We start from the raw sequence: 23,161 nt of genomic DNA on the forward strand, positions 1-23,161 counted from the left end.
TTGACTCCTTCGCCCAAACTAACGGGCTAGATAATTAATTTAAAATTTGTTTTACATCCGACATCGGTGCTTTGACGCCGCCAGCTAAATTCAAGGTAATTTGATTATTGGTGCCCAACGTCACGCTATCGACTTTGCCACTCATAGCCGTATCAACCGCTTCACTTTTACCATTGATTGAAGCGGTCACTTCAAATTTATATTCCCCAACTGGGTATGGCACAGGAATGGGGTTACCAGCATCGTCCAATATTTGATTACCTTCTTCGTCAACAAAGTATTCTTTGCGATTTAATAATGAGCGATCAAGTTCAACTATTTTACCATCCATTTCTAAATTCGCACCGTCCCAACGTAATGACATCGGCCCTTTCTCGTGAAACCCCAAACTAATGGTTTCTAAGGTCTGCCCGCTTTTGTTTTTCACTTGTAATGAAATATTCGACGTTGTAGCAGGAATATCACTATAGCTAGCAATGACCTCACCATTAAGTAAGAAACCAAGCTCATTACCTGGGACCACAACTGACTGCCCCACTAATGATGATGCTTGCAATGCTTGACTGGATCTCAATTCCGAGGCCATGTCACCCACTGTACTATTCAAATTTTCAATCCCCTCAACCGAACTAAACTGCGCCAGCTGGGCAACAAATTCTGTGTTGTCTTGCGGCTCGAGTGGGTTTTGATTATTCATTTGTGCAACCAGTAATTTTAAAAAGTCGTTTTTACCCAGCTCATTCGACTTTTCAGTTTCATTATCACTTTTTGCATACTGATCAAGTGCCGTTTGCGACGTCCCGACCCCAGTTACATCAGCCATGGTTTACTCCTGGTGACTTCTCTTTGGTGACTTCTATTTTAAGCCTGACGCCCTGTGGGCGTCTGGCGTTTATAATTTTCAAATCGTCTTTTGGTCTATATTTACAGAGTCTTTTTACAGCATTAATTTTTTCTAGTTGACCTGTGAAAGAAGCTTAATCACGATCCCACTTGAAATGATCGGTCAAGTTGACTTGCCAGTAACACCTTTCGCCAGCAAGTAAACTTTAATTACTTTAAACTCTCATTTATAAATTACTGACCAAGTGTCAGCGTACGCTGTAACATTTGTTTGGCCGTTTTCATCATTTCAACATTCAGTTGATAGCTGCGCGATGAACTCATCATATCTGTCATTTCTTCAACGACATTCACATTGGGATACATAACATAACCCTCTTCATCTGCCATTGGATGATGAGGTTGATAACGTTTTTTAAGTGGCGCATCGCTTTCAATAATGCCCTTCACTTCGACACCGTCACCTATTTGTGAGCGTATATCTAATTTATCACTTAGACCTTTAACGTTATCCCATTGCTTATCAATCACGCTGAACCATGGCTTACGTGCTTTGTACGTTTCATCAATGCTTGAACTCACGGTTTCAGCATTGGCAATATTCGAGGCTGTGGTGTTTAAACGCACTGACTGTGCATTCATACCGGTACCGGCAATATTAAAAACATTGGTTAATGACATTTTTTATTCTCCTTGTCTTAGCGCTCACTAAGATCATTTGCCTTATTAATTACTGGCCTTTAATGGCGCCTTTTAAGCCTCGGAACTTACTGTTTAAAAATTCAAATGACGCGTTGTAACGTAATGCATTTTCTGTGTAAAAAGACTGCTCCATTTGCGTATCAACCGTGTTGCCATCAATAGCGGGTTGGTAAGGGTTACGGAACATTAAATCTGTATCGGTATGCACATTGCCTTCAAGGTGGTGCTGATTGGTTTTATTCATTTCTAACGAGCGATTGCTTTCATTTTCGAGCACCGCATTAAAATCAATGTCGCGCGCTTTAAAATGTGGGGTATCTGCGTTTGCTAAGTTATTGGCAAGAATCTCGGCACGCGACGCACGCAACTGCATAGTTTGAGGGTGGATACCTAACGAATTTTTAAAACCCAATGCTGACATAGAAACCTCTAACTGTTTGGCTGTGCTACTTTGTTTGCCTTTGCAGAGATATAGCAACGCCTATGCCAATCTATTTTTATCATATATTTCAATGACTTAGAGGTTTTTAAGCCATATTAAAAAGCGGCAATGTTTGCCGTTATGTGAAAAAGCGGAAAATGAAATAATCCTTAAAAAGACTATACACTCTTGTTATCTTGGCCATAAAAAAACCCTTAATACCAAGGTATTAAGGGTTTCGAATACAGATGATGAGGTAATTAAGCTTTTTTACGGTAAATAATACCCGGGCTACATTGAACCATCTCATAATGCTCTGGTAGGCCACTGAGTGCTTCGCTGGCCCCTAAAAATAAATAGCCACCAGGCTTTAATGTTCCATGAATCCTAGTGAGAATATCTTTCTTCACGTCACCCGAAAAATAAATCAAAACATTACGACAAAATACAATGTCAAACCGCCCTAGTGTCGAATAAGGGTTAAGCAGATTCAACATTCGGTATTGTACTCGGGCAGCGATATTTGCGTTCACTTTCCAGCTGTCCTCATGTTTAGAAAAATATCGCGTCAATAAATCAGGTGGCATACCTCGCCCTAGTGCCAGTTGATCATAGACGCCCGACTTGGCTCGTTCTAACGCACTGGTCGAAATATCTGTCGCCACTATTTTTTCTGAGGTTAACTTACCTGGGTTCGCACGTTTAAATTCCTCAATAATCATACTGATAGAATAAGGCTCTTGCCCTGTAGACGACGCAGCGCACCACAAGTCTAAACTTTTTTGTTTGGTGCATAACTCAGGTAGTAATTTTTCTTGTAGGATTTTAAATGGATGCGAATCACGAAACCACAGTGTTTCATTTGTGGTCATGGCATCGACCACTCGCTCCCTTAGTCGAGAGTCCGATTCTATTTTTTTCACCAGCCCAGAAAGCGCCGTTAGCTCTAACTCACCCATGATCGCGCGTAAACGGCTCGCAACAAGATACTCCTTGTTGTCCCCTAATAATATGCCACAGACGCGCTCTAAGTAATCTCGAAACAATGCAAAATCCGGTTTGGTAATGTCCATATTATGTTTTATTCCTAGATGCTTTTACCCTTTCAGATACTTTTGACGCTAAAACGTCTGGGTTAAATTTTGCAATAAAATCATCAGCCCCGACTTTTTTAACCATGCTCTGATTAAATACACCACTTAATGATGTGTGCAAAATAATGTGCATTTTATTCATATTTGCATCACTGCGTACCGCCGTTGTCAGTGTGTAGCCGTCCATTTCAGGCATTTCAATATCTGAAATCATCATGGCGTAATATTCAGCCGGATTAACGCCTGACTCGACCATTTCTTTTAAGTGGACCAACGCTTGATGACCATCATTCATTGCTGTCACTTCAACACCTAATGACTCTAAGCATTTCGTCACTTGCTTACGTGCAATTTTAGAATCATCAGCAATCAATACTTTTGGTGCTTCATGTTCAGTGCCCGATTGCGAACTGGCTAATATATCTTCGCTGATGCTTTCTTCCATTGGTGAAACTTCAGATAAAATTTTCTCAACATCGATAATTTCAACTAAACGCCCCTCCACTTCGGTCACGGCTGTTAAGTAATGTTCTCGGCCTGTGCCCTTTGGTGGTGGATGGATTTCTTCCCAGTTCATATTCACGATGCGCTCAACGCCTGAGACTAAAAAGCCCTGAGTCGCGGTATTGTATTCAGTAATAATGACAAAGCACTGCTTAGGATCACCCACCGTCACGTTGCCCGTAGCTAACCCCATATCCATAATCGGGATTGTCCCCGAACGAATATGCGCAACGCCAATCACCACACGATGACTCTTTGGTAAAATGGTTAATCGCGGGCACTGTAAAACCTCTTTCACCTTAAACACATTAATCCCGTAAATTTGCGGGCCATTTAAGCGAAAAAGTAACAGTTCTAAACGGTTTGCCCCTACCAGTTGGGTCCTTTGGTCGACGGAATCAAGTACCCCGGCCATAAACAAACTCCATATGAAAACAACCCCAAATTGGCTGTTCTAATCTCGTTTTTGGCGGCATGCCCTTTGCAGCATTCCCCATATATTGGAACGGCGTTAGTAATCTGCCACTCCCAGCTCCAATGCCCGTGCATTAAGCTGTCTTGTATTGAGAATAGGACAAATTTTGGTGATACACAGAGTTTTTATTTTATTGGTCTTGTTATGCCTACCACTAAGTGGAATAAGCAGCCCATGGTATGAACAACTTGAAACCAGCCTTAAGCAGGCACTGGCAAGCCAACTTGATAACATGGCGCTAAAAATGGGGCTGTCGGACTACCGCTATACTATTGACCTCAACTACCTAGATAGCCGACTTAATCTCACCCCTTGTTTAATACCTTTAAACATCGATGCCCCTCAGCCACTCGAACTGGGACGCTCTCACATAAAAGTAGCCTGCCAAGACACCAGCCCTTGGGCACTGAATGTGCCAACGGATGTCAATTTATTCACGCAGGTGGTGGTGCTTAATCAGCCAGTCTCAAAAGATCAGGTCATTACAGAGGCCCAAATCAACCTACAACGGCAAAACCTAGCCGAGTTACGAAACGGGTACTATCTAAAAAAAGATCAGGTTATAGGTAAACAATCTAAAAGAGCCCTCGCCGGGCAGACTGTACTTAATAGCCACCTGATTAATCCTGCATTGATGATACATAAAGGGGATAAAGTCATGATTATTGCTAGTAAAGGTTCAATGAGCGTAAAAATGCCAGGTGAGGCGCTCAGTGATGGCCGAGAAGGCCGACAAATACGAGTTAGGAATAGCCGATCAGAGCGTATTATTCGTGCAAGGGTCGTGGGGCCAGGTGAGGTTTTAGTCCAATTTTAGGTTTTTTGATAAAAAAATTAAAAAAAAACTAAAGCCTTGCTCAAGCCTGCCGCTATAGGTCTACGAGGAACTCTATTTGTTAGAAAGGTAAGTAAAAATGAACATTAATAAACTCACTACAGGTGTTGGCGGCGGTTCACCCTCGCGCAATACCGAAAAAACCGCAGCAGCAGACTCTGGAGGCCCTAAAACCTCTGAAACAAAAGGCTCTGCCGATGCTAGTGTTAAATTGAGCCCGCAGAGTAAGTCCATTCAGCAAATAGAAGCTGAAGTGGCCAAAATGCCAGACATCGACGACGCCGCAGTCGAACGCATCAAAGGTGCACTCGCCAATAACGAGTACAAAATTGATTATGAGCGTATTGCTGGGCAAATGATTAAGTTTGATGGGCTCCTGAAATAATTAAGGATACGTATGTCAGTGCCAGCATTAAGTGAATTGAACGCGTTATTTGAAAACGAGCAATCCACACTGCAACAGCTTCAAGCTGTACTTGAAGCAGAATCATCGGCACTTCTTGACCGAGACATGCTTGCCATTGAAGGTACCGCCCAGCATAAAATAACGGCCCTTAAAGCCTACCAAGACCAGGTAAACGCACGCTTATCTTTCCTCCTTGAGCATGAATTTGAAGGCTCAGAACACGGTTTACTTGACCTGATTTCCTCATATCCAAACGATTCACACAGTGAGCTAACAGCCCAATGGCAAATCCTTAAACAAGGCTTTGAAGACGTCATAATTCAAAATGAACGCAATGGTATTGTTATCTACTACAGCCAGCTTAGAAACCGTAACTTATTGAATATCTTGCATGGCAGCAAAAATGAGCCAAACTTATATAACGGAAGCGGTGCGGCAAAAGGACAAAGCCAGCGACAAAGCCTAGGTGAAGCCTAACCTAGTGCCACAATGGCTGCCCACCTATTAATACATTCAAGCAAGTAGACGATTTGTCATGGAACACGCTGAAGCAGAACCAGAAAACTACTTAGAAAGCCCAGAAGAAATTTACCGTGCGATTCAACGGCTAATTCGCTATGCGCCCAAATTAACCGCTCGCTTTGAAGGCATTGATGATGCATTTGCAACGGCCATCACCAAAGTCGATTTAAAGTCACAAGCCTTTGCCTTCGACAAACTGATTCCTGATAATGGCAATGAGATTTTGCAGCGCGGTAAACGCTTAGAGTTAATTGCAGATTTTCGCGGTATTTTGGTTCAGTTTTTTGTTGAAGGTGACCTTAAGTACCGCCCGCAAAATCAAGAATACATTGCAAAATTCCCAAGTAAATTACTTTACTTACAGCGCCGTAACGCCTATCGCGCCATGGTGCCACGTACCTATTCTGTTTATGCTGTATTTCGTTCAAGTGAAGATCAGCAGGTTTTTAAAGGCCGCCTACAAGATATTTCTGGCTCAGGCTTTAAAGCCTATTTTAAAGGCGATATATCGCCTAACCTAAAAGCCATTACCAATTTTGATGAAAGCACATTGCATGTGGGTGATGAGTCAATGGATTGCGGCTTAGATGCACGCCACGCAGTCTATAACGAAGAGAAAGACCTTACCTTTTGCGGTTTTTCGTTTCAGCCATTAAGCGGTATGAAACAGCGTTACGTGGAGCAATTTGTAAATACATTGCAATACGAAGAACAACGCAAACAACAAGCGGCTGAAGAGCGTAAAAAAGAAGAGCAAGAAGCGCAACAGTCAAATGAAGCAAGCTAGTATGGTTGTTGCGAATGAAACATATACCGATAGACTCGTCCGTATATTTATTGAGGTCAGTACTGAGGCCAGTTTGGTTTTAATTGCTTTAAGCGTTCAAAATCTTCAATGCGATCAACGTCCCAAAGTGGCCCTAGAATAGCGGCCTTTTTATTGGCAGCCCCTAAGCGCTCAAATGTCACCGCCATGACATCACCACTGCCCCAAGGCACATTTTCAAACAAGTCATCACAAGCATGTGTCGCACCGACCAAAACATAACCACCATCTTCTGCATTAATAAATACATGCGATTCATGATTTAGTTCTGCTAATGCTTGTTGATAATAATCCAGTGTTAAAACGGGGCAATCACTGCCTACAATTAAAACCTTTTTCGCAAACGTTAGCCCCCATTTAATGGCATTGGCCATACGCACACCCAAATCATCCCCTTGTTGAATAACCAAAGGCGTTAATTTTGCAATATGCTCAAGCTGAGCATCATTTGCTAATTGATCGAGTGATAATACATTCAAACCACCCAATGTTTGAGTAACATGCTTTAGATGATAATGTGTAAATTGTAACAACTGACGATGTAACTCAAGACACGCTTGCTCGCCAATATCCGGAGCCAACCGTGTTTTTACACGCCCTAAGCGGGGAAATTTAGCAAACTGAATGATAATATGATCAAGCATAATACAACTTCAAAAAATTAAGAGAACGGACGATATTATTTATATTTTTCAGCCAGCGCTTCAGGGCTTTTGCCCAGCCAAAAGTAAAAGCGTAACTGCCACATAAGTAATACAGTTTTGATAACACCCTTTTTTTGCCAACGCCGAGCAGAGGTTTTAACCGATGCGGTTAAGCATTTAGGTGAGGAGTGTTGTCTTGCACGTTTAGAAAAATCAACATCTTCCATTAACGGTATGTTAGTGTAACCATTTAGTTCATCAAAAAAAGGCCTACGCACAAAAATACACTGATCCCCCGTAGCCACTTTGGTTAACCGTGATCGCTGATTAATAAACCATTCAATAACACGAAAGCTTAACCCTTTCGCATTTAACGTTACATTAAAACGCCCACCATTGATGCAAGCTGGCTTGATCAACCATGGCCCTTAAATGCGATGCACTAAAGTGCGTATCCGCATGAACAAACACAAGCCAAGTGCCTTTTGCCTGCTGCGCACCAGCATTCATTTGCTTAGCTCGACCTTTTTCGCTTTTAATAACGTTAAATGTTTTAGCCAATTGAACATCACAACCATCGTCACTCCCACCATCTACAATAATGATCTCTTTTACATATTCATTAAGTAACGTTAAGCGATTAATAAGGTCGGATACTTGCTCGCCCTCATTCAATACAGGCACGATAATAGAAACATTATAACGATTCATAAAAGCTTAAGATAACGCCCCGCCACATGAAGAACCTGCCCCTGCGGTGCAGCCAAAACAATGGCCTGCAACGGCAATATCATTACCTGCCAAATCACTTTTTAATAAATCTTGAATATGTCGTGCTTCGTGCTCGCCATTTTCAGTGGGCATATCCAGCATTTGGTTAAAGTCACAGTCGTATAAATTACCTTGATAATCCACACTCACGGTATTACGACACATAACCGTATCAAGGTTATGAGGCTGATAACTATCAATCAATAATTGCATGTAATCATTAAACTGCCCTTTTGAAACCAGCATGCTACCAAAACGAGAAATTGGCATATTCGTAATGGTATACAGCTGATTAAATTCAATCCCCCAGTCGTCAGCCAAACGCTGCTTATAGTCTTGCTGCAACGATGCCTGTGCTGGCGGCAAGAACGCGCCACCAGGGTTATAAACTAAATCTAACGTTAAACCGCTGCCTTCTTTACCAAAACCCAGTTCATTTAAGATATGTAACCCTTTTATGCTGTTATCAAACACGCCTTTACCGCGCTGGGCATCGACGTTTTCTTGGGTATAGCAAGGTAGGGAGGCCACAACGATGACTTTTTGATCGGCTAAAAATTGAGCTAAATCCTCATAACCCGGCTCACATAAAATAGTGATATTACAGCGATCAATCACCTCACAGTCTAACTTGCGAGCTTCGCTGACTAAGTAGCGAAAATGCGGGTTCATCTCCGGTGCGCCACCAGTTAGGTCGAGTGTTTTCACCCCTCGAGTTTTAATCACCTCTAATACGAGGTTAATTGTGGCTTCATCCATTAATTCAGTACGACGTGGCCCAGCATTCACATGGCAATGGGTACAACTCAAATTGCATAAATACCCTAAATTCACCTGCAAGATATCCAGCGCTTGCCGCTTGATAGCAGGAAACTCACGAGCAATTAACAGGGGTTTAGTGTCCAGCATAGTCTCAACTCTCTCGCGCAGCCTCTGTGTGCCGCTTTTTATAGGTTTTACCTTAGTCTTGTGAGACTCGATGTACAAGACCAAGTTCCCCTGCATAATCTATCAACAATGTATGAATGTGTATTTAACTCCATGAGTTCATTGAGTTTTTTCATTGTGTGGGTAAAATAGCGATGATCTCCCTATAGTTTAACAGGATAAAACTGCCGCCTCCTAAGCGGCTGCTCCAGGTTCGAGTCCTGGTGGGGAGACCATCTTTTCTTTATTGGTATTCGACCTTATATGTATTGTAACGAGAGGTCGTTCCCTCAATCCCAGTTTATGCCATCAAGGCATTCTGTCTAGGTACTTAAATGCAAATATACGTTCTAATCGCCTGCGACCGCCTTGAAGAAAGTCAAGAAACCAAGCTTAAGCTAAACCTTCCCGCTATTGTGACAAAGTTACAACGTTACGTTGATGAGAATGCCGTGGCTAATGTATCACTTATCAACGAATGTGACAGTGATGACTGCGAAGACTGGCAATTGGGGATTACCCAAACCGTGAAAAAAAATATTCAGTTAAAATACCCTATAAACTTATTTAATGACCTCGCAAAAAACTTCGCATTAGATTGTGAAATAGGCTCTATTGAAAATGAACAACGCGAACCCGTTAGCTATTTTGGCAAAGAAGAAGGCAAAGGGGATTCTTATTTGATTGCTCAGTATTTAGGCTTGTGAACATCACGATTCATTAATACTAAAAATCACTCGTAATCTAATTCTCTTAGATCAAGCATGGCATTGATGACTCAGCGATAACCCGTTTTTACATCGATGGATCACATGCCTCGCGTTGTATTTACCTATCTTTTAACTCTCGAAATTATTACTAATAACGATACAAAAAACGATCATAATTTTATTATAATAAAACTTACTGAATAGACTCGTGGATTCAATTCATTAGTCCAACTCGTAGGTTGATAGCAAATACAACCTACTTTCAATAACAATTATTTACACATGGCATTAACCGTCTAACCTCCCCGTCAATTATTCGTGCTACCTTCTTGATGCTGCTCTAACGCCAGCCTGATACATAATCCGCGGGGTTAAGTGTCAACATAAAAATAAAAACATTCTCAGGTATTTTAATGAACACTTTCTTTATAAAAAAAATAAGGTCTAAAGCCTTATTAGGGCTTGTTTCTGGCTTGCTCGGATTTTCTCAAATAGCAAACGCACATGATGATGACGCGTATAGTCATGATTACCGCGCAGTGGCTTCTAACCCTAGCTGGATGGCAAATGTTGATGGCACAAAAAGGGTGAGTGAGCTGTCTCTGCCTGGCACTCATGACACCATGTCTATTCGTGCAGGGGATATTTGGCAAAATCAAACCATGACGTTAGCGCAACAATTGGAATCTGGAATTCGTGTATTTGATATGCGTACTCGTCACATTAATAATACATTGCGTATGCATCACGGTGTCATCTCGCAAGATACCTATTTTAATGATGTATTGAATGACATCGATATATTTTTGACCGCAAACCCTTCTGAAACTGTTTTGTTCCGCTTACGCTCTGAACACACACCAGAAAACAACACGCAGAGCTACACTCAAACACTCAATACATACTTAGCGGCTAATGGTGTTAAACGCTGGGTACCGACACATTCAAACCCAACGCTTGATGATATTCGTGGGCAATTTGTTATTTTACAAGAGTTCTCTGGCACGGCACCAGATGGTAAAGCATACGGCCTTTCTTATGGTGCTATTGACAAACAAGATGATTATTCGATGTCAACTAATTGGGCACTGTATGACAAATGGAACGCCGTTAAAAAACAGTTAGATAAGTCAAAAAATGGTAATGGTAATACGATTTATATGAATTATTTAAGTGGCGCAAATGGATCCTTCCCTTACTTTGTTGTCAGCGGTCATTCAAGTCCTGGCACCTCGGCTCCTCGTTTAGCAACAGGGCTTACAACACCAGGGTGGAATAGTTCTTACCCTGACTTTCCCCGTGTTAGTTGTTTTATTGGTATTTGTACTATTGCATTTGAAGGTACTAACACTCTGACCGCTGATTACATTGCAAGCGCAAGTTATAACTCGGGGGTCGCAGGTATGGTGATGACCGATTTTCCTGGTAAGCGTTTTATTGAAAACGTAATTAAATTAAATACTCTTCCAAAATATCGTGAATTACGTGATGCACGTACAGGTAAGTGTTTAGATTTTGAAGGCACAACTCCGACTAATGGTAAAAAAGCATTATTGTGGGATTGTGCGAGTGTTGCTTGGCAAAAATGGTCACATGATACAAACACTGGGTTATTACACAATAAGGCTAACCCAGCCTATTGTTTAGATAATATGGGTCAACCCTATTCTGGTGGCGGCATTCATATGTGGCAATGTAATGCTGCTAATATAAATCAACAATGGCACTTTGTCGGCAATGCTTTAAGCCCGAAAGCGAATGAATATATTTCTGTTGATGCTTATGGCCATGACAATGGCTCAAAAATTGGACTTTGGTCAAGCCATAATGGTTTAAACCAACAATGGAATTGGGGGAATTAATTCGTCATATCATAAGTACCATCAGGTGATACTTTGCTATCACCTAATGGTAACCATTTATTAATATTTTAGTTATACATTAAAATTATTATGCTCAGCCTTATATAACAATAATAACGCCCCAAATGAGATCTAATTATGCAAACCAAAGCTTCAAAATTTTTTCTTTCTGTCGTATCTAGGTTATTAACCATCGCGATCGTATTATCAAGTGCTTCCGCTTGGGCAGAAAGTTATGTTTATTTGACCAATAATACCTATCAAACGTTAGATCTAACTATAACTCAACGAGGCTCAGCCTTGGTTAAAGGTGAGCATTGGCAACAGCACGCAACCTCTGTCCCACCATTGGGCACCGTTCGCTATTTAGAAACAAATCGCGACGTTGGTATTAAATGGGGAAAAGATTATTACTTTGACACCATTGTCACAGCGGAAGATGGCAGTACAGCCATGTTGCAACAAAAACTAACGGGCACTTGGAATTTCAGTAATATTTGGCACGGAACACAAACATCCCCTTGGTATGACGATCGAAATATTCATTCGGTCAAACAAAATTTTACCGGGAAAGAATCAACTATTGCATTTAAAGCCGAGGCCGCCCGCACTAGCGGTGATGATTTATACTATGTTATCCACCCAAAAGAAGACACCGTAACACGAGGCGCAAACAATCATTTTAGTGTTTTAGCTTATAATGTTTGGGCCCTATTACCAGGGCTAGTATCACGAAGTGTCAGTGAACGTCTAAATTTATTGAAAGATAAATTAAATGGTTATGACGCGATTGTTTTTTCTGAATTATTTGATAATAGTCGACGTAATACTTTTTTGAATGCTCTTAAAACAGAATATCCATATCAAACTCAAGTAGTTGACCGCTCTGGTTCACTTGAAGATGGGGGTGTATTAATTATCAGCCGCTACCCAATTAATGCGGAATCACAAATCACATTTAATGACTGCGACGCTGAAGACTGCATGTCTGCAAAAGGCGTCATATATGCCCAAATTAATAAGGGTAGCAACCCTTATCATATTTTTGGCAGTCATACTCAAGCTTGGACAAAGCCTGAAAACCAAGCTACACGTTTAAACCAATTTGAACAAATGCGTGATTTTATCGACAGCAAAAACATTAGTTCATTAGAGCCTGTCATTATTGCTGGCGACCTTAATGTCGATAATATAAATTTTCCGCAAGAATATAATACCATGCTGAATGTTTTAAACGCTGAAGAAGTACCACGCAACGGTGGCTACCCTTTTACTTATAATGGCAATGTAAATAACTGGACGGACGGTGCACCCGAAAACCTAGATTATGTTTTATATTCAACTGCACACCTTAAACCTGTTCATTTAGAGTCTAAGGTATTAACACCACGCAGCATTCATGCAGATGTATTTACTAAATATGATTTATCCGACCATTTTGCTATGGCCGCTAATCTTACTTTTAATACACCAACAGGAAATACAAACTCAAATCTGGTGTATAAAGCGTTACGCAATGGCGACTCAAATAAATGTTTAGATTTTGAAGGCTCTAGTCCTTCAAATGGTAAGCTCGCCCTGTTGTGGGATTGTGCTAATGTGGCATGGCAAAAATGGGGGTTAGATGAGGCAACAGGACTATTGCATAATCAAGCCAATCCAGAATACTGCTTAGATAATATGGGGCAGGCATATTCAGGTGGCGGCCTTCACATGTGGCAATGTGATAAAACCAACATTAATCAACAATGGCAATTATTCGGTAATAGTTTACAACCAAAATCAAATAATGGGATTGCAGTAGATGCTTATGGCAGTGACAACGGATCTAAAGTTGCCCTATGGACAAAACATAACGAGAACAATCAAAAATGGTCATGGCAATAACCTTAGTCAACAATAAAATCCCATTAGTAAACTTATCCGTTATCACTAACTGATTGGAAATATCAGTTCAATGGCGTAACCTATCTAGGTTACGCTGACTTATCAAATTAGGATAAATTTATTTGATAAAAGAGAAATATTTAACTAAGAGGCCATGATTAATCAAGGTGAGTTAATAAAAATACAACAAGCGGATACATGTGATTAATATGGAGAGTGATCAACAAATATCCGCTTATTTAAGTGTTATATATTCACTTTTTTTAAATTCACTACAAAAATCAATCTTGATGTGGCGAAATCAGCACCTTACCCCGTGACATATTACCCGCATACGTCGCAATAGAATGACTGGCGTATTCTAATTTAGGTTGTGACTGAATTTGTATTTCAAAATCTTGCGCCATTAACACTTGTGCTTGCTTTCCTAGACTTTGTAACTCTTTAACTGGGGTATCTTTAAGGTAATGTGCAAGCCAAAAACCTTGGATTTTATGATTTTTAAAGATCACATGTTCAATTGTAATTTTTGGCGGTTCACCTGATAACCCACCATAAATAACCGCCGTGGATGCCTCTGGCATGGCGTCTAAAATATCGGCAGTGGCCTCTCCACCCACTGCATCCAATAATAAACTGGCGTTGAGTTCTTCACATGCTGCTTTAAGTGATTGATGATAATCTTTAGCGGATGAGTTTAGCGTATTTGCGATCCCCGCTTTAGTCATGGCTTTTGCTTGCTGGCGAGAGCGAACAATATTAATGACCTGTAAACCTTCTTGTTTGGCTAAAAATCGAATCATATTCGACAAAGCACTGGATGCAGCATTTTGAATAATCGTGCTATGACCACCTTGTTTTGCAATGCTAATTAATGCCAATGCTGTCATGGGGTTCACCATTAACATTGATCCTTTTTCTAACGATACACTGTCTGAAAATGGAATACATTGATAAGGGCTTGCCACCATATATTCTGCCCATGTGCCATCACCCTCACCTGCAATACATGCCACATTGCAGCCTAATAATGATTGCGCATCGCTATGAGCGCCTGCTGCGATAACTTCGCCACAGCCCTCCATGCCCGGCACAACAGGTAAGGCCTTTTTGAAACCATAATTACCGGTTACAAATGCTAAATCGGAAGGATTAACCGGTGCTTTTAAAATACGAATGAGTACTTCATTGTCACCCAGCTTTGGAATGTCTTTTTCAATGTATTTAAACGATAGTTTTTCACTGTAAGTGTCTATCTGTAATGCATGCATTTTAGTCGGTACAGAATTCATGAGCGCTCCTTTCTTTTTCTTTTTATTGAGGACTTTTTATCAAGACTGGTGGCGATAAACGATAAGTTCTCAAATGAATCATCAAAAGCATGGCCTAGGTATTTAAGGTATTGCCCTACGTCGCCTTTTTCTTCAGTGGTGACTAAAAATTTATCGTTCATTACGGCATCATATACACTTTCAGCCACCTCTTGTGCCGTCACAGACGAATAGCTCATCATGGTTTGTAATGATTGCTTGATTGAGCCATTAGGAATGACACCATTAGTAAAAATATCGGTAGGAAAAATATTAGGTGCCGCCACGGTTACGCCTACTTTATATAATCGTAATTCGTGCCGTAAGCTTTGTGATAAATTCACAATAGCGGCTTTTGTTGCCGCGTAATGAATGGAACCTGGCGTGGGAATAATGCCTGAAAGCGAGGCGATATTTACAATACGACCCGTTTTTTGTTTTTGAAATAAGGGTGAGAATTTGTGGCAACAACGAAAAGTACCAATTAAATTAACGTCAATAACATTTAACCAGCTATCTTCGTCTACTTCATTGATTGTGCCGCCAGAATATATGCCCGCATTATTGATCAGCACATCTAATCCTTGCCAAAGCGTCATCACCGTATCATACATATTGCTAATATCGTCAGGCTTGCTGATATCGCAAATAACGGAATGGGCTTGAGCACCCAGTGCATTTAACTCTTTTACCGTTTTTTCAGATTCGCTCGGATTAATATCCGCTATGAGTATTTGCCAATTAGCTTGTGCAAATGTCATAGCAAGTGCTTTGCCAAATCCGCTGGCACCGCCGGTTATTAACACCCTATTTCCCTTCGGGGTTAGTTTCATATCACGATCTCAGAGTTAGTTAGAACCTGCTAGAGACTGTCTAGTGCGACTATGGATTTCAAGACAATCTTGAATAGGCATATAAAAACTAAGGCTTTTAAGATTAGACAAACCTTTCAGTATGCAAACTGACAGGCAAAAACCAGTCATAGATCATAAGATTCGAGACATTTTAAAATGATTTTTCATAAAAAAAAGCCCCGTACACATTCTTCATGTTTACGGGGCTTTTTGGGCGCTAATTAATGCTTTGAATTAAAGATCTTTCAGTGCACCAATTGTATCTTGTAATACTTTCTTCGCGTCACCTGGCACCATTAATGCGTTGTCACGAATGAACAACTCATTTGGTATACCTGCAAAACCTGGTGATAAACCACGCTTAACCACCACAACCGTTTTCGCGTTGTGAACATTAAGAATCGGCATACCAAAGATTGGCGAGTTAGGGTCTTGTGCCGCACCAGGGTTCACAACATCGTTTGCACCTAATACGATAGCAACGTCAGTCTGTGCGAACTCAGGGTTGATGGTATCCATTTCAACCAGCTGATCGTAAGGCACTTCTGCTTCAGCAAGTAATACGTTCATGTGGCCAGGCATACGACCGGCAACTGGGTGAATGGCGTATTTCACTTCAGCGCCATTTGCTTCAAGCATGTTCGCAAGTTCACGTGTTGCGTGTTGGGCTTGCGCCACGGCTAAACCGTAACCCGGAACAAAAACCACTTTTTGTGCGCTTTCTAATAACATGGCCAGCTCATCTGCATTTGAGAACTTAACTTTGCCTTCATAGAACGCGTCGTTTTCAGATTTGGTTACGCCACTTTGAGCTGACATAGAACCACCAAACAATACGTTGGTCAGTGAGCGGTTCATGGCTTTACACATGATGCTGGTCAAAATAATACCCGACGCGCCCACCAGTGAACCCACAACGATCAAACCATTATTGCCCAATACAAAACCTGCGGCTGCACCGGCTAAGCCTGAATAAGAGTTTAAAAGTGAAACCACAACTGGCATGTCGGCACCGCCAATTGGCATAACCAAACACACACCTAAGATCAAACAAACAACAATCAAACCGACAATCAACAGATCAGAGTTTAATTGGCTAAAGCCTGCAAAATAAACTGCACCGGCAATCAAGGTTAAAAAGCACAGTTTTACAATCCACTTGTACAAGCTTACTTTGTTAGAGTCGCCAATTTTACCTTTCAATTTACCAACTGCGACAAATGAACCCGTTAGGGTCACTGCACCAATTAAGATCGAAAGAATAACCGCAACGGACCAATCATAAGTCACTGCGAATTTACCCATGTCGGCAAGCTTTTGGCTTTCTAAATAATTCGCTGCAGCCACCAATAAAGAAGCACCACCACCGATACCGTTTAGTGTCGCTACCATTTCTGGCATATCGGTCATGGCCACTTTTTTAGCGATAAATGCGCCAATCGCACCACCAATTAATACACCTAAAATAATGTATTCGTAAGTGATTACGTTGCTATCAAGTAACGCTGCAATAACAGCAATCAACATGGCAGACGCTGACATTTTATTGCCACGTACGGCTGTTTTTGGAGAAGTTAAACCTTTTACGCCAAGGATAAATAATACCGCGGCAACTAGGTAACCTAGATTAATTAATACGTCCATTAGTCTGCTACCTTATTTCTTTTTAAACATGTTCAGCATGCGGTCAGTTACCATGTAACCTGCCACAATGTTGATTGTTGCAAGGGCAATAGCAACAACGCCTAATACGGTTGAAAGAACCGTGGTATGTTCTGAACCACCAGAGCTAATGATGGCACCTACAACCACGATGCCAGAGATGGCGTTCGTACCGCTCATCAATGGTGTGTGTAAGGTAGGGGGTACTTTGTTAATCACTTCTACACCAACGAAGATCGCTAGTACAAAAATGGTTAGGGACATGATAAACATTTCCATAATTTTTATTCCTTCTCTGCCTGAGCTTTTAAGCCTTCGTGTTTGATTTCGCCCGCTTCGGTAATTAACGTGGCGGCAACAATGTCATCTTCCATATCCATTTTAAGCTGACCTTCGCCTGCCATGTTCAATAAGAAAGTAGTGATGTTTTTAGTCAACAACTGAGAAGCATGCACAGGCACACGGCCCGGATGATCGGTGTAACCGATGATGGTCACGCCATCAACATAAGCCTTGTGACCAGCAACGGTGCCTTCAACGTTACCACCACGTTCGGCGGCAAGGTCAACAATCACGGAACCTTTTTTCATGTAGTGCAGCATGTCTTTAGTGATTAAACGCGGAGACATTTTGCCAGGGATCGCAGCGGTCGTAATGACAAGATCGGCCTGTGCCACTTTGGCTTGCATTTGTTCACGCTGTTTTTTGTAAAACTCTTCTGATTTTTCTGTGGCGTAACCGCCAGCGGCTGTGCCTTCTTCTTGTGGTAAATCAAATTCCACAAATTTAGCACCTAGCGATTCGACCTGTTCACGCACTTCTGCACGGGTGTCATACGCTTCAACGACTGCACCTAAACGACGCGCTGTCGAAATCGCCATAAGGCCGGCCACACCAGCACCCACGATAAATACTTTAGCAGGGTGAATGGTGCCCGCCGCTGTCATTAACATTGGGAAATACTGTGGTAATTCCATCGCGCCAGACAATACTGAACGGTAACCACTGATGGCGCCCATTGAGCTAAGTACATCCATGCTTTGTGCACGAGTTGTACGCGGAATAAATTCAAGCGCAAAAGAACGTACGTTATTCGCCGCAAGTTGTTTCACTAAAGGCAAATTAAACCATGCATCAAGCAGGCAAATTAATGTGCTGTTTTCTTTTAGAAGTGAGACTTCTTCGTCAAGTGGCTGACGTACTTTTAATACGATATCAGCCTGGTCATACAAAGATTGCGCACTGGGTGCAATGCTTGCACCACAGTTACGGTACGCTTCATCACTAAAGTGTGAGTTGTCACCCGCGCCTTCTTGAATAACAACTTCGAAACCCGCTGATAATAATACATCAATGCCTGATGGGATTAATGCAACACGGTTTTCCCCAGGATAAATTTCCTTAGGTACCCCTATTAACATGGTCAACACTCCTAAAATTGATTATTTAAAATTTATTATTATTAAGTTTAACGTTCTTATGTTTTGGCTAAGCCAAGAACATTCAGCGTATTTTCACGAATGCGAGCCAGTAGTTCGCCATCGTCAATTAAAGATTCACCATATGATGGCACCCACTCTTTTAAGCGTGCTTGCCAATCGGTATTTAAACGTTGAGCCATGCAACGCTCTACCACTTCAATCATGGCTTGTGCGGCAACCGATGCACCAGGGGATGCGCCTAACAACGCCGCCAATGAGCCATCTTTTGATGCAACTAGCTCAGTACCAAATTCTAATTTACCGCCACGCGTGCCATCTTTTTTAATAATTTGCACACGCTGACCTGCTTGCGCTAACGTCCATTTTTCTGAGGTGGCTTGCGGGAAATATTCACGCAAAGCATTCATGCGATCTTCGTGTGACTGCATGACTTCACCAATTAAATATTTGGTTAAATCCATATTATTCATGCCCACGTTCATCATGGGGAATAAATTATTACCGCGCACAGACTTAAATAAATCTAACTTAGAGCCCGCTTTCAAAAACTTAGTGGTGAAGCCCGCATAAGGGCCAAACAACAAAGCAGGTTTACCGTTAATAATGCGCGTATCTAAATGCGGTACCGACATTGGTGGCGCACCAATTGCGGCCTTGCCATACACCTTAGCGTGATGATGTTTAATCGTTTCTTCGTCCTGGCACACTAACCACTGACCAGACACAGGGAAACCGCCGTAACCTTTGCTTTCTGGAATACCGGATTTTTGTAGCAGAGGTAACGCACCGCCACCCGCCCCTAAAAATACAAAGCCCGCTTTAAACGTTTTGTTTTCACCCGTTGTACGATCTTTAAGACGCACACTCCAACGACCATCACTGCTTTGTTTTAAATCCGATACTTCGTGGCTTTTTAATAATTCAAATTGATCACGTTTTTCTAATGACGTAACCAAGTTACGGGTCAATGAACCAAAGTCCACATCGCTGCCAAACGGGATGCGAGTGGCGGCTACTTTTTCATCTGCGCTGCGGCTTTTCATCACAAGCGGCATCCATTCACGTAGCACATCGTGATCTTCACTGTATTCCATACCTTGGAATAAGTGGTGTTGAGACAACTGCTCCCAACGCTTACGTAAAAACTCAACGTTTTTCTCACCCCATACAAAGCTAATATGCGGTGTGGTGTTAATGAAGTTTGTCGGTGCAGGCAGGTCGCCACTGGCGATTAAATTGCTCCACAACTGTAAAGACACTTCAAAGTTAGCGTTAATGGCTAACGCGCGGTCGATCTCGACCTCACCTTGCTTGTTCTCAGGGGTATAGTTCAACTCACAATACCCAGCATGGCCTGTACCGGCATTATTCCAGCCGTCGGTGCTCTCATGCGCCACATGGTCCAAGCGCTCCACCATGGTCAAACGCAATGATGGGTCTAACTTGTTTAACAAAGTCCCAAGAGTCGCACTCATGACGCCGCCACCAACCAGTAGCACATCGATTTCTTTAGTTGCCATATAGATTTCGCCTGTAGGTAAAAATCTGAATCCAAACAGCGCAGATCCGCGCTTATCGATGGCAGCTTTTGGCTGTTATGGTCCACCGATTGAATTAAAACGATCGTTTTATACATTCGTTCGACTTAGATCTCAATATTGACAAACACAACAAGACTGGCGTTATTATTGCTAATGATCATAAGTTATTGTTTTTAAAGGATTTTTTGTACTATATCACTATTTCTTATAGTTACTATAAGACAGGGCATAAAGAGCCAAAACACGCATATTTATTGTACAGTTTCAGTATTTACTCAAAATTTCTGTATGAAAAACAAACACTTAAAATAGATGAGATACGCCAGTTAAATACAAAAAGGCACATACATTGGCAGCCTATTGATTAACGAAGGTGTCACGTTATTGATTCGGCATAATGAGACGTTGGTCAGATTAAAGTCACTCTCACGTCACTTTTGGGCTAAAAATACGGATCTCAGGCTTTTTCTATCTAGCACAATCATGCCCTGCTATAATCCGCGACCCCATCCCTTGTGCGTAAATTACACAATGAAAATGTCCAAAACCACCAAAAAACTAAATGATCGTTTGCTACTCGTGATCGAGAAAATACGACTACAGGCAAAAGAAGAATTAGAGGGGTTAAGCGACGTTAGTCACAGCGTGAAATTTGATTTATTCCCGGGCAGCCTGTTAGTTAGCTTTAGCTTTGAGACACACGACTTTTTAGATAAAGCGAAGTCTTCTGAAAAACAATATCAAAAGAAATTGCATAATTTATTAATGAAACAAGGCATTTTGCTCAAAGAACCAAAGCTTAATTTAATTTTTGGAGTGCGAGACGCCACTCAATAATATTGTGAGAGCTAAAGAGTATCTCGTATGGCCGCCTTTATCTTGGCTGTGTGTTATTTTTGTTGCCTTTACGGTAAGTGATGTTTTTGCTGTTTTTCATCAATCTTTACTTGATCAACCTGACACACATTATTTAGTCGGCTATTTATTTCCTATATTAATGGGACTCGGGCTGGCTGCGCCATTACCGGGTAAGTTCTGGCTAGGGTTCGCATGGTTGGGGGTTTTAAGTTATTTTTTTAGTTATGTATTCCACTTTTTTGTATTAGACAATTACTCAACACCCTCTTTTATTGTCATAACGTGCTTAGCCATTATGTTTACTGTTCAAGCAAGTGTGTTATTGATTAAACGTAAACGTTAGCACTGTTCGTTAGTATGTTGTCGAAGACTGACACCCGAATTAAAGCCGTTCGTTTTATCATTAAGCGGGTTGTTTAACTGGCTAGCGATAAGTTAAGGCTTTATTCTTATAGAAAGTGCATTCATTAGTATTGTTGATTTATTTGAAGGGATAATAAGTTATGCCAGATATCGTTGTAATGTTTTTTGTTTTAGGTTTAGTTGCAGGACTCTTGAAGTCAGACCTGAAAATACCAAAGGCCGCGTATGACACGTTAAGTCTTTTGCTGATGTTAACCATTGGTTTAAAAGGCGGCATGGCGCTATACGGATCACTCGAATGGGCATTAGTATTTGAGTTATTAGCCGTTGCATCTTTGGGTGCATTTATTCCGTTTATTGTGATTCCGGTTTTATTAAAAGTCGCTAAAGCTGATCATGCTAACGCGGCCAGTTTAGCGGCTCATTATGGTTCGGTCAGTGCTGGTACGTTTGCGGTGGCATTGGCGTATGTTGATACCATGAACTTAGCAATCGAACCCCAAGTGACGTTATATTTAGTGATGCTGGAGCTGCCCGCTATTTTAATCGCACTGGCATTTTATCGTCGACAAAATGCCAGTAGTGACACCACCTCACATCAGCAAAGTGAATTATGGCGTGAAACCTTTACTAACCGCGGTGTGGTGTTATTAGTCGGTGGCGTAGTGATTGGTTTCATGTATGGTCCAAGTGAAGGTGCCGCCGTTACCGAACTATTCATGAATGCTTTTAAAGCAGTGCTTGCTTTGTTCTTATTAGAAATGGGATTAACCGCAGCCGAAACATTATCTCCTATGCCATGGAAAAAATGGCGCTTACTTACCTTTGCATTGGTGGCACCCTTCTTTTTGTCATTTATTGGGCTAGGTGCTGGAATTGCTTTGGGATTATCGACAGGCTCTGTGGTGATATTAGCGACATTGACTGCCAGTGCGTCATACATTGCCGCACCTGCGGCTATTAAAACGGCCATACCAAAAGCGGATATTGGCTTGGCCATGTTGATGTCGCTTGGCATTACCTTCCCCTTTAATGCAATTGTGGGGATTCCTCTTTATCATCAAATGGCGGGCTATTTTTTATAAGTTAAACGATTTAACAATTAAAAAATTAGCATAAAAACTCAGCCTTTTTGGAAGCTGAGTTTTTTGACCGATTAAAATCGGCTAAATAGCATTCGAAAATATCACGCTCCATTTTTATCTACTTTTAATTACCCGATATGAGCTTTGAGACGCCCAGTGTACTGGCCGCCTGATAAGAAACATTGGCTTGTTGTTGAGCATAAACCGCATTCGCAGCAGCCATTGCAACAGAGTTACCAATTGTTTGATATAAAGACCCCATCGCCATCGCCGGTGCTTCTGCCAACACTTTTACATTTGCCTGTGTGACTGCATCTGTTACAGCGCTATTAACCTCTAATGCTTCAGGCGTTGCAGAGACACACGCAAACGAATCATCGAAATGTGCCATCACATGCCTAGCGCCTTCGGCAAATGATATTATGTTATTAGCTTGGTGAACGCCCAACTGCGAAAGCACCTCATCATCAGAAATACCTATCTTTTTCAATTGCTCAATCTGATCAGGCCTAGCAGGCTCTTCGTGTTCGTGCTTAAGCGGGATTTTAATATGACTGTCCATCTATCACTCCATGTTTAAGGTAAAACTGGCTGAATTTAAAATAACAAAAAATTGC

25 protein-coding genes and 1 tRNA gene are annotated in these 23,161 nt (G+C 41.5%); 10 read left to right on the plus strand and 16 right to left on the minus strand.

What is annotated here, in order from left to right; translation table 11 throughout:
• Positions 1 to 34: 34 nt before the first annotated feature.
• From ACU6U9_RS22065 to ACU6U9_RS22085, 5 genes are all read right to left on the minus strand, one after another.
• Positions 35 to 823, minus strand: coding sequence for a flagellar hook assembly protein FlgD (locus tag ACU6U9_RS22065; protein WP_446737106.1), 789 nt, complete (start codon positions 821 to 823; stop codon positions 35 to 37).
• A gap of 254 nt (positions 824 to 1,077) precedes the next feature.
• Complete coding sequence (gene flgC, locus ACU6U9_RS22070) at positions 1,078 to 1,524, minus strand: flagellar basal body rod protein FlgC (RefSeq protein WP_446737107.1); 447 nt, start codon at positions 1,522 to 1,524, stop codon at positions 1,078 to 1,080.
• A gap of 49 nt (positions 1,525 to 1,573) precedes the next feature.
• Positions 1,574 to 1,966 (minus strand): flagellar basal body rod protein FlgB, encoded by a 393-nt coding sequence (gene flgB, locus ACU6U9_RS22075; RefSeq protein WP_446737108.1) that lies wholly within the window; start codon positions 1,964 to 1,966, stop codon positions 1,574 to 1,576.
• Between the two features lie 260 nt (positions 1,967 to 2,226).
• On the minus strand, positions 2,227 to 3,039 hold the full coding sequence (locus ACU6U9_RS22080; protein ID WP_446737109.1) for a CheR family methyltransferase: 813 nt from the start codon (positions 3,037 to 3,039) through the stop codon (positions 2,227 to 2,229).
• Between the two features lies 1 nt (position 3,040).
• Complete coding sequence (locus ACU6U9_RS22085) at positions 3,041 to 3,979, minus strand: chemotaxis protein CheV (protein WP_446737110.1); 939 nt, start codon at positions 3,977 to 3,979, stop codon at positions 3,041 to 3,043.
• Positions 3,980 to 4,148: 169 nt separating this feature from the next.
• Between ACU6U9_RS22085 and flgA the strand changes: the two genes are divergently transcribed.
• The 4 genes from flgA to ACU6U9_RS22105 all read left to right on the plus strand — a co-directional run bounded on the left by flgA (position 4,149) and on the right by ACU6U9_RS22105 (position 6,589).
• Positions 4,149 to 4,856, plus strand: coding sequence for a flagellar basal body P-ring formation chaperone FlgA (gene flgA / locus ACU6U9_RS22090; RefSeq protein WP_446737215.1), 708 nt, complete (start codon positions 4,149 to 4,151; stop codon positions 4,854 to 4,856).
• A gap of 97 nt (positions 4,857 to 4,953) precedes the next feature.
• Positions 4,954 to 5,259, plus strand: coding sequence for a flagellar biosynthesis anti-sigma factor FlgM (gene flgM / locus ACU6U9_RS22095; protein WP_446737111.1), 306 nt, complete (start codon positions 4,954 to 4,956; stop codon positions 5,257 to 5,259).
• Positions 5,260 to 5,271: 12 nt separating this feature from the next.
• Positions 5,272 to 5,757, plus strand: a complete 486-nt coding sequence (locus ACU6U9_RS22100) for a flagella synthesis protein FlgN (protein ID WP_446737112.1) — start codon at positions 5,272 to 5,274, stop codon at positions 5,755 to 5,757.
• A gap of 58 nt (positions 5,758 to 5,815) precedes the next feature.
• The gene (locus ACU6U9_RS22105) at positions 5,816 to 6,589 is read left to right on the plus strand and encodes a flagellar brake protein (RefSeq protein WP_446737113.1); all 774 of its coding nucleotides are present in this window, start codon (positions 5,816 to 5,818) and stop codon (positions 6,587 to 6,589) included.
• Between the two features lie 56 nt (positions 6,590 to 6,645).
• Here the strand turns inward: ACU6U9_RS22105 and ACU6U9_RS22110 are convergent, their stop codons facing one another.
• Genes ACU6U9_RS22110 through arsS form a run of 4 tightly spaced genes read right to left on the minus strand, consistent with a single transcriptional unit; the run spans position 6,646 to position 8,952 of the window.
• Positions 6,646 to 7,272 (minus strand): TIGR04282 family arsenosugar biosynthesis glycosyltransferase, encoded by a 627-nt coding sequence (locus tag ACU6U9_RS22110; protein WP_446737114.1) that lies wholly within the window; start codon positions 7,270 to 7,272, stop codon positions 6,646 to 6,648.
• Between the two features lie 35 nt (positions 7,273 to 7,307).
• Positions 7,308 to 7,691: a hypothetical protein gene (locus ACU6U9_RS22115; RefSeq protein WP_446737115.1), complete on the minus strand. Its 384-nt coding sequence runs from the start codon at positions 7,689 to 7,691 to the stop codon at positions 7,308 to 7,310.
• Positions 7,654 to 7,983, minus strand: coding sequence for a glycosyltransferase (locus ACU6U9_RS22120; RefSeq protein WP_446737116.1), 330 nt, complete (start codon positions 7,981 to 7,983; stop codon positions 7,654 to 7,656). Before ACU6U9_RS22120 ends, ACU6U9_RS22115 begins: the two co-directional genes overlap by 38 nt.
• 6 nt (positions 7,984 to 7,989) lie before the next feature.
• A complete protein-coding gene (arsS, locus tag ACU6U9_RS22125; RefSeq protein WP_446737117.1) occupies positions 7,990 to 8,952 on the minus strand; it encodes an arsenosugar biosynthesis radical SAM (seleno)protein ArsS in 963 nt (320 codons plus the stop codon).
• A 178-nt stretch (positions 8,953 to 9,130) separates the two neighbouring features.
• Between arsS and ACU6U9_RS22130 the strand changes: the two genes are divergently transcribed.
• The 4 genes from ACU6U9_RS22130 (at position 9,131) to ACU6U9_RS22145 (ending at position 13,429) form a co-directional block, all read left to right on the plus strand.
• Positions 9,131 to 9,206: transfer RNA gene (locus ACU6U9_RS22130), tRNA-Arg, on the plus strand.
• Positions 9,207 to 9,305: 99 nt separating this feature from the next.
• Positions 9,306 to 9,677 carry a hypothetical protein gene (locus ACU6U9_RS22135; protein ID WP_446737118.1) on the plus strand — a complete coding sequence of 124 codons (372 nt, stop codon included), beginning with the start codon at positions 9,306 to 9,308 and terminating at the stop codon, positions 9,675 to 9,677.
• A gap of 416 nt (positions 9,678 to 10,093) precedes the next feature.
• Positions 10,094 to 11,542: a phosphatidylinositol-specific phospholipase C domain-containing protein gene (locus ACU6U9_RS22140; protein WP_446737119.1), complete on the plus strand. Its 1,449-nt coding sequence runs from the start codon at positions 10,094 to 10,096 to the stop codon at positions 11,540 to 11,542.
• A gap of 138 nt (positions 11,543 to 11,680) precedes the next feature.
• Positions 11,681 to 13,429 (plus strand): ricin-type beta-trefoil lectin domain protein, encoded by a 1,749-nt coding sequence (locus ACU6U9_RS22145; protein WP_446737120.1) that lies wholly within the window; start codon positions 11,681 to 11,683, stop codon positions 13,427 to 13,429.
• A gap of 281 nt (positions 13,430 to 13,710) precedes the next feature.
• Here the strand turns inward: ACU6U9_RS22145 and ACU6U9_RS22150 are convergent, their stop codons facing one another.
• The 6 genes from ACU6U9_RS22150 to mqo form a co-directional block, all read right to left on the minus strand.
• Positions 13,711 to 14,721 (minus strand): zinc-binding dehydrogenase, encoded by a 1,011-nt coding sequence (locus tag ACU6U9_RS22150; protein WP_446737121.1) that lies wholly within the window; start codon positions 14,719 to 14,721, stop codon positions 13,711 to 13,713.
• Positions 14,718 to 15,572 carry an SDR family NAD(P)-dependent oxidoreductase gene (locus ACU6U9_RS22155; RefSeq protein ID WP_446737122.1) on the minus strand — a complete coding sequence of 285 codons (855 nt, stop codon included), beginning with the start codon at positions 15,570 to 15,572 and terminating at the stop codon, positions 14,718 to 14,720. The genes ACU6U9_RS22150 and ACU6U9_RS22155 overlap by 4 nt, the downstream gene beginning before the upstream one ends.
• A gap of 255 nt (positions 15,573 to 15,827) precedes the next feature.
• Entirely contained in the window at positions 15,828 to 17,237 is a 1,410-nt protein-coding gene (locus ACU6U9_RS22160; RefSeq protein WP_446737123.1) for an NAD(P)(+) transhydrogenase (Re/Si-specific) subunit beta, read from the minus strand.
• Positions 17,238 to 17,249: 12 nt separating this feature from the next.
• Positions 17,250 to 17,534 carry an NAD(P) transhydrogenase subunit alpha gene (locus ACU6U9_RS22165; RefSeq protein ID WP_446737124.1) on the minus strand — a complete coding sequence of 95 codons (285 nt, stop codon included), beginning with the start codon at positions 17,532 to 17,534 and terminating at the stop codon, positions 17,250 to 17,252.
• 5 nt (positions 17,535 to 17,539) lie between these two features.
• Entirely contained in the window at positions 17,540 to 18,676 is a 1,137-nt protein-coding gene (locus ACU6U9_RS22170; RefSeq protein WP_446737125.1) for a Re/Si-specific NAD(P)(+) transhydrogenase subunit alpha, read from the minus strand.
• A 56-nt stretch (positions 18,677 to 18,732) separates the two neighbouring features.
• The gene (gene mqo, locus ACU6U9_RS22175; RefSeq protein WP_446737126.1) at positions 18,733 to 20,217 is read right to left on the minus strand and encodes a malate dehydrogenase (quinone); all 1,485 of its coding nucleotides are present in this window, start codon (positions 20,215 to 20,217) and stop codon (positions 18,733 to 18,735) included.
• A 558-nt stretch (positions 20,218 to 20,775) separates the two neighbouring features.
• On the opposite strand from mqo, the gene ACU6U9_RS22180 reads away from it, so the two are divergent.
• Positions 20,776 to 21,075 carry a hypothetical protein gene (locus ACU6U9_RS22180; protein WP_446737127.1) on the plus strand — a complete coding sequence of 100 codons (300 nt, stop codon included), beginning with the start codon at positions 20,776 to 20,778 and terminating at the stop codon, positions 21,073 to 21,075.
• Positions 21,076 to 21,599: 524 nt separating this feature from the next.
• Entirely contained in the window at positions 21,600 to 22,544 is a 945-nt protein-coding gene (locus tag ACU6U9_RS22185) for a sodium-dependent bicarbonate transport family permease (protein WP_446737128.1), read from the plus strand.
• A 124-nt stretch (positions 22,545 to 22,668) separates the two neighbouring features.
• Here the strand turns inward: ACU6U9_RS22185 and ACU6U9_RS22190 are convergent, their stop codons facing one another.
• Positions 22,669 to 23,106: a RebB family R body protein gene (locus ACU6U9_RS22190; protein ID WP_446737129.1), complete on the minus strand. Its 438-nt coding sequence runs from the start codon at positions 23,104 to 23,106 to the stop codon at positions 22,669 to 22,671.
• Between the last annotated feature and the right edge of the window lie 55 nt (positions 23,107 to 23,161).

This window comes from Pseudomonas sp. HK3 (assembly GCF_052920985.1).

Coding starts and splice junctions, on each gene's coding strand:
- ACU6U9_RS22065 (WP_446737106.1), bottom strand. CDS start 823: ATGGCTGATGTAACTGGGGTCGGGACGTCGCAAACGGCACTTGATCAG.
- flgC (WP_446737107.1), bottom strand. CDS start 1,524: ATGTCATTAACCAATGTTTTTAATATTGCCGGTACCGGTATGAATGCA.
- flgB (WP_446737108.1), bottom strand. CDS start 1,966: ATGTCAGCATTGGGTTTTAAAAATTCGTTAGGTATCCACCCTCAAACT.
- ACU6U9_RS22080 (WP_446737109.1), bottom strand. CDS start 3,039: ATGGACATTACCAAACCGGATTTTGCATTGTTTCGAGATTACTTAGAG.
- ACU6U9_RS22085 (WP_446737110.1), bottom strand. CDS start 3,979: ATGGCCGGGGTACTTGATTCCGTCGACCAAAGGACCCAACTGGTAGGG.
- flgM (WP_446737111.1), top strand. CDS start 4,954: ATGAACATTAATAAACTCACTACAGGTGTTGGCGGCGGTTCACCCTCG.
- ACU6U9_RS22100 (WP_446737112.1), top strand. CDS start 5,272: ATGTCAGTGCCAGCATTAAGTGAATTGAACGCGTTATTTGAAAACGAG.
- ACU6U9_RS22105 (WP_446737113.1), top strand. CDS start 5,816: ATGGAACACGCTGAAGCAGAACCAGAAAACTACTTAGAAAGCCCAGAA.
- ACU6U9_RS22110 (WP_446737114.1), bottom strand. CDS start 7,272: ATGCTTGATCATATTATCATTCAGTTTGCTAAATTTCCCCGCTTAGGG.
- ACU6U9_RS22120 (WP_446737116.1), bottom strand. CDS start 7,983: ATGAATCGTTATAATGTTTCTATTATCGTGCCTGTATTGAATGAGGGC.
- arsS (WP_446737117.1), bottom strand. CDS start 8,952: ATGCTGGACACTAAACCCCTGTTAATTGCTCGTGAGTTTCCTGCTATC.
- ACU6U9_RS22135 (WP_446737118.1), top strand. CDS start 9,306: ATGCAAATATACGTTCTAATCGCCTGCGACCGCCTTGAAGAAAGTCAA.
- ACU6U9_RS22140 (WP_446737119.1), top strand. CDS start 10,094: ATGAACACTTTCTTTATAAAAAAAATAAGGTCTAAAGCCTTATTAGGG.
- ACU6U9_RS22145 (WP_446737120.1), top strand. CDS start 11,681: ATGCAAACCAAAGCTTCAAAATTTTTTCTTTCTGTCGTATCTAGGTTA.
- ACU6U9_RS22150 (WP_446737121.1), bottom strand. CDS start 14,721: ATGAATTCTGTACCGACTAAAATGCATGCATTACAGATAGACACTTAC.
- ACU6U9_RS22155 (WP_446737122.1), bottom strand. CDS start 15,572: ATGAAACTAACCCCGAAGGGAAATAGGGTGTTAATAACCGGCGGTGCC.
- ACU6U9_RS22160 (WP_446737123.1), bottom strand. CDS start 17,237: ATGGACGTATTAATTAATCTAGGTTACCTAGTTGCCGCGGTATTATTT.
- ACU6U9_RS22165 (WP_446737124.1), bottom strand. CDS start 17,534: ATGGAAATGTTTATCATGTCCCTAACCATTTTTGTACTAGCGATCTTC.
- ACU6U9_RS22170 (WP_446737125.1), bottom strand. CDS start 18,676: ATGTTAATAGGGGTACCTAAGGAAATTTATCCTGGGGAAAACCGTGTT.
- mqo (WP_446737126.1), bottom strand. CDS start 20,217: ATGGCAACTAAAGAAATCGATGTGCTACTGGTTGGTGGCGGCGTCATG.
- ACU6U9_RS22180 (WP_446737127.1), top strand. CDS start 20,776: ATGTCCAAAACCACCAAAAAACTAAATGATCGTTTGCTACTCGTGATC.
- ACU6U9_RS22185 (WP_446737128.1), top strand. CDS start 21,600: ATGCCAGATATCGTTGTAATGTTTTTTGTTTTAGGTTTAGTTGCAGGA.
- ACU6U9_RS22190 (WP_446737129.1), bottom strand. CDS start 23,106: ATGGACAGTCATATTAAAATCCCGCTTAAGCACGAACACGAAGAGCCT.